The organism is Polaribacter vadi (genome assembly GCF_018861005.1).
Lineage (GTDB): Bacteria > Bacteroidota > Bacteroidia > Flavobacteriales > Flavobacteriaceae > Polaribacter > Polaribacter vadi_A.
In genome coordinates this window covers 14,922-28,046 of sequence record NZ_JAHKQL010000021.1, presented here as the reverse complement: position 1 = coordinate 28,046, position 13,125 = coordinate 14,922, and the positions used below count along the sequence as shown (strand labels likewise).

General features: G+C 30.4%; 2 protein-coding genes. Both read right to left on the bottom strand.

The features are described from left to right. Window positions 1–1,541: hypothetical protein (locus KO506_RS10745; RefSeq protein WP_215994915.1), on the bottom strand; the 1,541-nt coding region annotated here is incomplete at its 3' end. 1,095 nt (window positions 1,542–2,636) lie between these two features. Further along, window positions 2,637–12,656, bottom strand: coding sequence for an Ig-like domain-containing protein (locus KO506_RS10740; RefSeq protein ID WP_215994914.1), 10,020 nt, complete (start codon window positions 12,654–12,656; stop codon window positions 2,637–2,639). Window positions 12,657–13,125 lie beyond the last annotated feature (469 nt).

The following is a 13,125-nucleotide window of genomic DNA, read 5'->3' as shown; positions in this document are numbered from 1 at the left end:
GACCAAGTACCACCAGCAGGCGCACCTGATAAAGTTTTAGTTTCACTTTCTGTAATTGAAGCAGTTGTAGTTGTATTATCAGCTTCATCACAAGTAACACAAACACTTACTGCTACAGCATCTAAATCATAATCTCTTGTACCAGAACCTCTATCAAAAGCAATGTATCTAAAGTTTACGTTTGATGTTACAGTAGTTGTAATAAAACTACCTGTTGTAGTTGTTTGTGGTGAAGCAGGATTATTGGTAAATCCTGAACTTGCAGAAGTAGATTCTGATAAATAAATTTGAGCTGTTCCACTTTCGCTACTTCTCATTCTCCAAGTAATTATATACTCGGTTCCTGCAGGGAATTCTTGATTAAAATCTAATATTAATTGTTGATCTCTACTGTAAATTTCTGCATAAGCCCCATCAGGAGCACCTTCTGCATTATATTTTCCATTTACATTATTATTATCACTTTCATAAGAAGCGTAAGTTGATGTACAACTTTGTGCAGGAGAACCTGGGACAGTATATGTGTAATCTGTATAGCAACTATCTATATTGTTAAAAACTCTTACAATATAACTTCCTGCATTTTGAGATGGATTTGTAAATATTGTAGAAGGTAAAGAACTTGGAATTTCTGTTGCAGTTGCAATTGTTGTAGGACCATCATAACTACCAGCATTCATAGTGCTTACTCCATAGTAGTATGCATTAGAAGCTGAATCTAAAATGATATCTCCTGAACTTTCTATACTTGTTATTATTGATGGTGAAGTAGGGCAACAATCAGAAGAAGTGTTTTCGTTCAATAATACTTCTGGTTGATTATTATTGTCTTCTGGAATTAACCAAAAAACATCAGAAGCTTGTAAAGTACCATTATTTACCCAACTTACAATATTGCTTGCTTTATAAGTACTTCCATTTGTTGCAGTCCATGAATAATCTATATTATTTGATATAGTTAAATCATTTGTCCAGTGCCAAACAGCTATTGCAATAGCTTGGTGAAAGCTATCAGTAATATTAGATGGTTGAGAGCTTGGAGCATAACTAGAATGATTCATTATAGAAAGAGTACGTTGTACTTTATCTAAAATTTGATTTGTTGTATAATTACTATTGTTAAAGCTAATGTCTGTACTAGGGGTTAAAGTTGTGTTATACACATCATCAACATTAGGAGCATCATCATTTAAACTTAAACAAAAAGAAGGAACACCACTGTTATTTAAAGTAGACCTTGAAATACCCCAAGTACTTTCTTCTGTAACTATTAATGATGTTTCAGGAGAACATACATTTGTTCTACTTGTAAAAGAATTTATTATTGATAAGTCTTCTACACTAACCTTTGATTTAGATTTAGAGCTAGATCCTGTAATAAGACGTACATCTTCTTTACCACTAATTCCTGTAGATGTGCTTGTTTGAGCATAGTATCCTAAAGAAGTAAAGAATGCAAGAATAAATAATAATTTTTTTAATCCTTTTGTATAATAAAAAGGATTATTCTGGGTTTGGTTAAAGGTAATTCGGTTTTTCATGGTACGAAAAAATTATAATTAGGATTACAACTTTTATTCTCCTTGATACAAGATTAGGGGTTGGACTTAGGGAAAATAGTTTTTGTGTGACTTATTTATTGCTGAGTATTTATTTTGGGGTAAAAAATAAAAGCAATAATAAATCTAATAAAAGCTTAGTTGTTAAGCGCTTATTTTGTTTTCAGATTTAGATTTGTTGAATAGATTTAGGTTTGTGAATACTGATGTTATCAGTAGATTTTGTAGTTTAGAGTTTACATTTTTCTTCATTGAAAAAGCTTTTAATTAGGGTTAATTACTTTTAATTATTACAACCAAAATTATATAATTTTGGTTTTTTTTAAATTTTAATTCGACAAATAACGATTCTGATGGGGTGAAATACAGGTTCGTGTCTTTGTACTTTACTACTAATTATATGAAGATTGGGGTTGTTTTCAGTGATTTAACACTAAAAACTTATTTTAAAACTTTTGCAAATATATAAAATTATTTCTAAAATTTAACTCTATGAGTTATTTTCATATAATTAAAGAAAACTAAAGCTAAAAAATAGGAATGTAAGTTGTTTTTTTTAAGGGGTACATTGTTAGGGGGTTTTAAATTATAATCCAAATATAATAAATATTAATTTAAAATTTATAATTTTTATAATTCCTTTTAAGTTAAAAGCTTGTTAAAAAAGTTTGGTATTCAGGAAGTTGTGTGTTTTTTTGTCTATTACCTATTCTGTAATTTTTAAATAGCCTAAAAATAATTTTTTAGATGCTTATGATTTATTTACTGATAAAAAAAATCCTTTCAAAGATTATAATTTTATCTTGAAAGGATTCCTGTTAGGGGTATTTTGTAAGGGGATAGATTTATAAAAATTTTAGTATTCGTTAATGAAGTTTAGGGGGGAGTTCATTGATAATAAATACGTATTATTTTACACTTTAAATATACTGAAAATCAGTTAAATATGTGGTTTTTTTTAATAAAAATTATGTTAAAATAATGTAAAAAATAGCTATTTCTGGAAGGGTTAAATTAAAAATCCTTTCAAGTTTATAACTTGAAAGGATCTTGTTTTTAGGGGTACTTAAATTTTGTTTATTTAAAAATTATTTTAGAAGTTCCGTAATTAATTGCTGAACTATTAATTTTTAAGAACATAACTCCAGCTTTAGCTTTAAAGTTAAATTTTAATTCATTTTTACCTTCTGATAATTCAATATTACCTTGGTAGACTGTTTTTCCAGTAATATCATATAAAGTAGCTTTTGCTTTAGTTGATACTTCACTAAAAATTGTACAGTTTAAATCTCCTTTTGATGGGTTAGGGTAAGCAAAAAATTCATTGCTTTTTGGTGATATAAATTCATCTACACTTAAAGCTGAGTTTGTTTTCGTGAATTTTACATCGCTAATTGTCATGTCTAAATTATTTGTGCCAGCATCAACAGCTACATAAGTAAACGAAATGGTTGTTAAATCATCAGCAATAATTTTATCTGTTGTTGCAGTAGATGTAAACGATTCAAAAGGAATAAAGAATGTTTGTTCTTCTTCTGTTAAATTTACTGTTGCTCTATATTGCTCTCCCCAATTTTCTATTGATGGTTTTACTAAAACCAATTGAGTTGGCCCATTACCTGAGGCAGTAAAAGATAAATATTTGTATTCTGTATAATCTGCTGCTAAAGTACCAGGTAAAAGAGATTTGTAAACTGATAAATAATCATACTCACTATATGCTTTTACAGAAATATTTCTATTGATTGGCATTTCGTCTTCCTTGTATTCTCTATTAAAGTTGTTGCTAACTTCATATTCATTTACAGTTGTGTATCTAGTATCGTATTCTAATCCCCAGTTACCATCTGCATGGTAAAAAGCATCTTGTACTTCTCCATCAAAAGTAATATCTCCATCATATTCATAACCATCATTAATATCTAATTGAATGGTTTGTTCAGTTTTATTATTTAATGGCGAATATCTTAAATTTAAGTCACTAGCAGTTTCATTTAGTTTTTCTTCAATAGAAATTTCTAAATCTTCTGTTTCTTCAGAACTTTTTAAATTTAAATTTAGTTTGTCTGCAACTCTAGCTACTCTTGTAACAAAAGTTCTTGGTACTTTTTGCTTTTCTGTTTGTTCAACAACTTTAGATGCTCTTAAGTTTTCTATAATATCAGTAACCATTTTTAAAGTATTTGCTGGTTCTGAAGCCCATACTTGAAAGTTGTAAACTTCATCTGCAGCTGTATAATCAAACACATACCAATTAGATTGTATTTTGTAAAATTCTTCTGTATCATTTTTGCTTACTGCAAAAGAAATAGCGTGTTCTATAACTCCATTTCTTTGCTGAATAGCTTGTTGTAAAAAGTTAATGCTGTCTACAGCAACTGTTTTTACACTTAATATTTCTGCACCTCTTAATCTATCGCAAGTTGCTTTGGTGTGGTTGTATATTTGATCTAAAGTTTTTACACCTAATACAACACCAACTGTTTTATCATCTATAGAAAAATCTACACTTAAAACTTCATCTGCAACTGTATAATCTAAAATATCTATTGGTGATGTAACATGTGCAACATCTCCATCTACTAATCTTTCTGGAAACATTTCTAACATTGTTAACTCATCAGATTTTTTTACTAAAGATTTAACCATTTTCTTTTTGTTGTAAATGATGTCTCTAGTTTTCTTAAAAATTGTAGGTACACTTTTCTTTTTTCTTTGTAAATATCTAATAGAAATAGCATCACCTAAACTTTCACTTTCTAAACCACCATCATTACCTGTACTAACTTCATCAGAAGTAATTGTAACAGGAATTTGAATAATATTAGTACAACTATTATTGGTTGTGGTAACTTCTAAAACGTGTTCTCCTTCTTCTGTGAAATCGAAAGAAACAGTTTTTTGATTGTTAAAAGAACTAGTATCAAAACCATCTATACTCCAAGAAAAACTTGTAAAATCTGTATCATTATTTAAAGTGTATTCTTTGGTTACAGATCCTGTACTTTCATCTTTTATGCTATTACTTTCAATTACATCAGCAGCAGTTACAGTTTCAATAGTTACTTGTAAAGTTTTGCTAGTAGAGCCGTAAGTATTTGTTGCTGTAAGTTTTACGTTGTAAGTACCAGCTTCTGTATAGTTTTTAGAAGCATTCATTAAATGGCTTGTTGTTCCATCTCCAAAGTTCCAAGCATAACTGATTGGTGCAGTTGGTTGTGTGTTTAAACCTGTATTACTTGAATTTGTAAATTCGAAACTATTATCAGCAAAACATTGATTGTTATTGTTGATAGAAAAATCTGCAACTGGTGCAACTTTAGCATCTTCTGGGCTGTAAACATTGTTTTCAAAAACTTGGCAGTTTATATTACTATCTTCAATAACTAAAGATTGCCCTATAATTTGACCAGAAATAGCTGCTGTATTTGTAGTTTTTGTAATGTCTGCATTTGCTGCAAAAACACTACCTATTACATTATTTACACCATTAATATTTAAAGTAGTTGCATTGTAGAAGTTGTAAATAATGTATTTACCTTCTTCTGCAGTAATATTATTTTGTTGCCAAACATCCCAATCAAAAACATCAGAAGCATTTATGTTTATAATTAAAATTCTGTTTGCATTTGGCTTTTCAAAGAAATTAATTTTAGAAACATTGTTTAAATCGCTTTTAGAAATGTTTAAATAGTTGATGTTATTCTCTAGGTTGATAACAATTTCTGATGGTAAATTTGTATTTGAAATTTCTTGATAATCAGAATCTAAAACTACTACATTATTCGCTTCGCTTGATAAACTTAATGAAGCATCTTTTAATTGTTGAAATGCACTTGCAAAATCGATAATATTTTTATCGATAACAGGATTAGAACTGTTTGATGCATTAAACGAAGAAGAATTAGCAGCTAATTCAATGTGTGCAGTTGCATCGTAATTTGCATCTGGTGTAATTCTGATTGCAGATCCAGTATTATCTGGGTTTTGATACCAAACTGTTGCATTATTGTCTTCGCCAATTTTTACATATTGATTTTGACTTGTTAAGCTTAAAACTCCATTTGTTGGGTAGTTTACTTTTCCGCCAATCAATAAGCCAATTTTTACATCATTTACTGCAAAACAACCACAATCTTGAGATGCAATTGAGTAATCTTTATTGTAGGTTAAATCTCCACCAGCAGCAATGCTTCCAGAAGTACTTCCAGAACCTAAGTTAAGGTTGTTTTTTACAAAAATGTTAAAACACTCTGTAATTGCTAAAGGATTGTATTGTGTACCAGTTTCATTTACAGAAATAGTTACAGTACCTGTTGCAATATCTCCATTAGCATCTGTAATTGAATAGGTAAAAGTATCTGTACCCGCAAAATTTGCTAATGGTGTATAGTTAATTTTATCATCAGTTGGGTCTGTTGCTGTTCCATTATCATCAATAGAAATTGTGCTTCCTTTTTCTGTGATTTCATTTTCTATTGTAATTGATTCTGAATTTGCTCCATCACCTCCAAAAGTATCGTTTGCTAAAACATTAATTGAATTGCTGCTTGAATTTTCATCTACAGAAGCAGTGTCGTTTGTAGTTTCTGGTAAATCGTTTATAGCAGTTACTGTAATTGTTACAGTTGTTTTAGAAACATCTCCATTTGCATCTGTAATAGCATATTCAAAAGAATCTGTACCATTAAAGTTTGCAATAGGAGCGTAGTTAAAAGTATCGTCTGTTGGGTTATTTTCTGTATTATTGTTAATGCTAATTGTACCACCTTTACTAGTTGTTGTGTTTGTTAAGGTTACAGTACCACCATTTGCACCATCACCACCAAAAGAATCGTTTGTTAAAGCGTCTATGGTATTGTTAATTGAGTCTTCGTCTACAGTTGCTGTATCTGCTGTTGCTGTTGGTGTATCATTTACTGGGTTAACTGTTATGTTAACTGTAATTGTAGCTTCATCTCCATCTGCATCAGTAATGGTATATTCAAAAGAATCAGTTCCGTTAAAATCTGCTAAAGGTGTGTAGTTGATTTTATCATCAGTTGGATCTGTTGCTGTTCCATTATCATCAATAGAAATTGCTCCATCTTCATTAGAAGTTGTGTTAGAAATAGTAATAGTTCCAGAACTTGGTCCATCACCACCAAAAGAATCATTTTCTAAAACATTAAATGAGTTATTTGTTGAATCTTCATCTACAAAAACTGAGTCTGTAATTGCTGTTGGAACATCGTTTACTGCAGTAATTGTTAATGTAACTGTTGTTGTAGATTCATCTCCATCTGCATCAGTAATAGTGTAATCAAAAGAGTCAGTTCCGTTAAAATCTGCTAAAGGTGTATAGTTAATTTTATCATCTGTTGGATCAGTTGCTGTTCCATTATCATCAATAGAAATTGTTCCGTTTTTAGTGGTTGTAGTTGCTGTAATTGATATTGTGTCAGAACTAGAACCATCTCCACCAAAATCATCATTATTTGTAACGTTAATAGGGTTGTTACTTGAATCTTCTTCAACTGTAATTGCATCTTCAGTTGCTGTTGGTGTATCATTTACAGCATTTACAGTAATGTTAACTATTGCTGTAGCTTCATCTCCATTTGCATCTGTAATTGTGTATTCAAAAGAATCTGTACCATTAAAATCTGTAATTGGTGTGTAAGAAATTGTATCATCTAAAGGATCAAATCTTGTACCATTAGTATTTAAAGTTACAGTACCTGATGTGTTTTCTGTATTAAAAACTATTCTTGTACCTGTAATGTAACCATCACCACCATAAGAATCGTTTGATAATACATTTATGGTATTTTCTGATGAATCTTCATCTACTGTAATAGCATCGTTTGTTGCAGTTGGTAGATCGTTTACAGCGTTTACAGTTATGGTAACTTTTTCTGTTGCTGTGTCTCCATTTGCATCTGTAATTGTGTACTCAAATGAATCTGTACCATTATAATTTGCTAAAGGAGTGTAAATAATTTTATCGTCTGTTGGGTCTGTTGCAGTTCCATTATCATCAACAGAAATTGTTCCTTTATTTTCTGAATTACTTGATGCTATTGCTATTGTTCCTGAATTTGAACCATCACCACCAAAAGAATCATTTACTAAAACATCTATAGAATTAGTTGTAGAATCTTCATTTACTGTAGCAGAATCTTCAGTTGCTGAAGGTTCGTCATTTACAGAATTTACAGTTATTGTTACTGTTTCTGTAGATGCATCTCCATTTGCATCCATAATTGAATACTGAAAAGTATCTGTACCATTAAAGTTAGCTGCTGGAGTATAAATTACACCATCATCTGTAGGATTATTTGGTGTATTATTGTTGTTAACTGATAATTGACCACCTTGTGTTGATGTTGATGAAGTTAATGTAATTGTACTTGTGTTAGAACCATCACCACCAAAAGAATCGTTATTTAAAACATCTATATAATTTGATGAGCTATCTTCATCTACAATTGCTGTATCTGCAATTGCAGTTGGTAAGTCGTTTACAGAAGTTACTGTTACAGAAACTGTAGCTTTAGAAATATCTCCATTAGAATCTGTAATAACATAGCTAAAAGAGTCAGAGCCATTATAATTTGCTAGAGGAGTGTAAATGATTTTATCATCTGTAGGGTTTGTTGCAGTTCCATTATCATCCACAGAAATAGAACCACCATTTTCTGATGTTGTATTTTCTACTGAAATTTTACCAGAACTTGGTCCATCACCACCAAAAGAATCATTTGTTAAAACGTTTATTGAGTTGTTTGTAGAATCTTCATTTACTATTACAGTATCTGCAGTTGTGCTTGGTATATCATTTACAGAATTAACATTTACAGTAACTGTTGCTGTTGCTGTATTTCCATCTGTATCTGTAATTGTGTAGCTGAAAGTATCTAGACCTTGATAGTTTGCTAAGGGTGTGTAAATTATTTTATCGTCTGTTGGGTCTGTTGTTGTAGTATTGTTGTCAATAGAGATTGTACCATTTTGAGCTGTTGTAGTACTAGAAACAGAAATTGTACCAGAACTTGGTCCATCACCACCAAAAGAATCATTTTCTAAAACATTTATACTATTATTGGAGCTATCTTCATCTACAGCAATGGCATCTGAATTTGCAGTAGGTAAATCATTTATAGGGGTAACAGTTACCGTAATTTCTGCAGATGAAGTATCTCCGTTTTTATCTATTATTGAATAACTAAAAGAATCTTTACCATTAAAGTTCTCTGCAGGTGTATAAGTAATTGTATCATCTGTAGGATCACTAGAAGTGTTGTTATTGTTTACTGAAATTTTACCACCTTTAGTAGAATTTTCGTTAGTTAAGATTATTGTTCCTGAATTTGGTCCATCACCACCAAAAGAATCGTTTGTGAGTGGGTTAATTGAAGTTTCTGAACTGTCTTCATCTACAGTTATAGTATCTGCAATTGCATTTGGTAGGTCATTTATAGCGTTAACAGTTACAGTTACAGTTTCTGTTGAAGTATCTCCATCTGCATCTTTAATTGTATATTTAAAAGAATCAGTTCCATTAAAATCTGCTAATGGTGTATAGTTAATTGAATCATCTGAAGGATTGTTTGGGGTATTGTTATCATTAACAGTTAATTGCCCTCCTTGGTTTGATGTTGTAGCAACCAAAGTTATTGCGCTTGTATTTGAGCCATCACCACCAAAAGAATCGTTTGCTAAAACGTCTATTGAGTTGTTGTTAGAGTCCTCGTTTACAGTAATACTATCTGCATTAGCTGTTGGTGTGTCATTAACACTAGTAACAGTAATTGTTACAGTTGCTTTTGCAGTATCTCCATCTGCATCTTCTATAGAATATTCAAAACTATCTGTACCATTATAATTTGCTAATGGTGTGTAAATAATAATATCATCTGCAGGATTGTTAGGGGTATTATTGTTATTTACTGTTAAAATACCTCCTTTTTCTGATGTAGTATTGGTTAATAAAATTGAACCAGAATTAGTTCCATCTCCACCATAATTATCATTTTCTAAAACATCTATAGTGTTTGAAGCACTGTCTTCATTTACTGTAAATTCATCTGCTGTAGCAGTTGGTAATGTGTTTATGTTATTTACAGTTATAGTAACTGTTGCTTTAGAAGCATCTCCATTTGCATCTTGAATATTGTAGGTAAATGAATCTGTACCGCTAAAATTTGTTGGTGGAGTGTAAGTTATTTTGTCATCAGAAGAAGTGTTTGTGCCATTATTATTTACTGATATACTTCCTTTTTGGTCTGATCTGCTATCTGTAATGTAAATTTGTCCTGAGTTTGGTCCATCTCCACCAAAATCATCATTTTGTGTAACATCTATAGAAATTGTTGCACTATTTTCATCAATAGTAATAGCATCATTTACAGCAGTTGGTAAATCATTTGTACCATTTACATATAAGTTTGCAGTTGCTGTAGATTCGTCTCCACTTGCATCTGTAATTGTATAAGTAAAACTGTCTGAACCAAAATAATCTTGTGCAGATGTGTAGAATATAGTATCATCTTGTGGGTTATCTGGAGTGCCATTGTCATTAATAGAAATGGTACCATTTTTTTCTGATTTATCACTAATTAAAGTGATTTTTCCAGATGTAGTATCATCATCTCCTAAGTCATCGTTGTTTAAAACGTCTAAAGAAGTGTTTGCTTCATCTTCATTTGCATTAAACCAATCGTCTTTTGCTTGTGGAACATCATTAATAACTAATGTAAAAGTAACTTCTACTGTACAACTAGAGTTTGTACCTGTAACTGTAGCAATATATTCTCCTGAATCTGAAGTTTGTAAATAGTAAAAATTTAATGTTTTATTACTGGATAAGTTTTTTGTAGGATTAGATTTCTTATACCACTTATAAGTTAAAGAATTCGAAGTGTCTGTACCATTAGGATTGTCGTAATTTGGTATTCCATTTGCAAAAGTATTTGTTTTTGCAGCACTTGCATCAATAGTAATTGATGTATTAATGTGTTTGTCTTTTAAAATGGTAAATTCAGAATTATTGATAGTGATTTTTTCAGCAGTTTTTGTTGCGTCTGTACTATTTTGACCTACTTTTTCTGTTCCGTTTTCTGTACCAAAAGGAATAGGAATTCCGTAATTGTTAGATTTTGTACCTAAGTTAGTAGAACTACCTCCATTACTACCACCAGATAAAACTGCAGTAGTTGTCATGTTTTTTTCTGCTTCTGTTGCATCTGGGCAGCCATCGTTATCTGAATCTGTATCTAAATAATCTGGTATGCCATCTGCATCTGAATCTAAAGAGCAATCTGCATCTAATTGAACTGTATCTGCAGATTTAGAGAAAGAATCTGATTCAAAAACATAGCCAGTGTTACCTGTTCTTTTTAAGAAGTTGATATTGAAAGAATTTACTTCAGAAAGCTGTAAGCCAATCCACATATCTTCATTGTTTAAGCCACTATCTTCTTTTTTAGAGTTTACTCTAATAAAATTACCATTAGTACCTGTGTAATTCGTAGAAATATCGTCTACAATATACAAGCTAGTTTCTGGGTTGCTAGATAAAGAATAGCTACTTACTAAGTTTTTGTTTATTTCTACAGATTCTCCTGTACCATCACTTAAAAAATCGATATCTTTAAACATAAAAGATGGTGCAACATTTACTAATTCGTTAGTTCCGTTTTTATAGAATTCGAATTTTACTGTGGCATAGGGTATGTCTTTAGTGTTATTACCATCTAATAAAACAGGATATAAATCATCACCATATTTAAAACCACTAATATTAATAGTCATGTTTTCTGGATCTGAATTTGCAGTAACTGTAACTTTTAAATCTATATTAATACCTAAATGAGTACCAACATTTTTATAAAGCATTACATCTCCAATATTACCAGCTAAACCACTGTTTGTAAATGTTTTGTTGTTTTCGTTTAATTCAAATGAAAAAGGATTTACAGTTGGGCATTCATCTTCATCTAGAATTCCATCATTATCATCATCTAAATCACAAACATCAGCAACACCATCATTATCTGTGTCTAAATTTCCAGAAAGAGCAGCATCACAAGGATCTATAACAGAGTTTATGTTAAGAGAAACATTTGCAGAGTCGCAATTATCACTATTGTCGCAAACTGTATATTTAAAAGTGTCAGTACCATCAAAATTATCATTTGGTGTATAAGTAACTATATCATCAGAAGGATTGTTTGGGGTGTTATTAGGGTCAGTTATTTTAACTTCTCCATTATTTGCATTGTCACTTATTTTTAATGTACCATTTGTTGGTACATTGCTATCATTGTCAAATATAGCAAGTGTTGCAATAGTATTTTCGTCTAAAGAATGCGTGTCATCTGAAACTTCTGGAGTGGATATAGTATAGCTGATATTTATTTTTGGATAATAAGAAGAACTTTTATCATCATAGTTCCAGCTTATCCATTTTTTAGATGCTGATATGACCAAAGATAAATGAGTAATTCCGCCTTTGTTATTCACCACTTCTTGCACAACATCTTTTAAGTTGGGGGAGACTAATTCTAGGCCATTAGATAGGTTTGGTATATACCAATCTACTGACTCAGATGTCGTACTTAATGATGATAAATAACTATTTTCATCTGAATATGAAGTAGGGGAATTTAAATTTTCTGCTTTAACATTTACTGTTGTGCCACCTTTTTCGTAACCTATTAATGTAAGTTCTACATTTGTTATTGTGGCATTTGATGGTATGTTAAGGTTTTGAAATCGAAAACCTTTCCATCTAACATTTCCGTTTTCTGTGGATGTTGGTTTGTTGTTACCATTTTTATCTTGATATGAATCATCTTGTGAGGTTGCAATTTTTTTATCAGAAATCGTTATTGTACGATCATTATATAAAGTTGCTGTTTTTTGTTCTTGCCAATAAGAACTTGAATTAAAATGATTGGTGTTTTGCCAATTTGTTTGGTGGTTTACCCAAAAAGAATTTTTTTCTTTAGTTGGTTTAACTTTCTTTTCTGTGTAAGAATTTGAAGAATAGATTGTTGTAATAGATAATAGGATAATAGCAATTACAAACGATAATTTGTTCTGTGATTTCATAACTGGGGAAAAATGTGATGATTTCTAATAATTAAATATAAATAATGTAGGCTTCTTAAAATGATATATACTAATATCGAAGAAAATGTTTCTTTTTAATTTTTTTTGAATGGAATAATTTAAACTTACTGTAGAAATTAGAATCTAAAAACGATAAAATTGAGTAAAATAATCTATCTGAAAATAGATGTTTTTGAGTAGTAATGTGCATAATTCTGGGGGAGTTTAAATTACACCATAAATATATAGTAAAATATTTGTAATCAAAGTGTTATTTTAAATATTTTTTCTAAAAAAGGCTTTATTGGTTTTTGTTATTGAGTTAAGTAATTGTTAATCAGTATTTTATTGTTTTTATTTTTAAGGTTTAGAATATGTTTTGCTATGTGGAATACAGGTGAAGGGTTAATTCAATTTGTTAAAAGTTTTTGTTTTAATGTGCTTTTTTGATAAAATTGAGAAAAGAATA

Excerpts from the sequence above, each read along its gene's own strand:
- KO506_RS10740 (WP_215994914.1), bottom strand. The coding sequence starts at position 12,656 with ATGAAATCACAGAACAAATTATCGTTTGTAATTGCTATTATCCTATTA.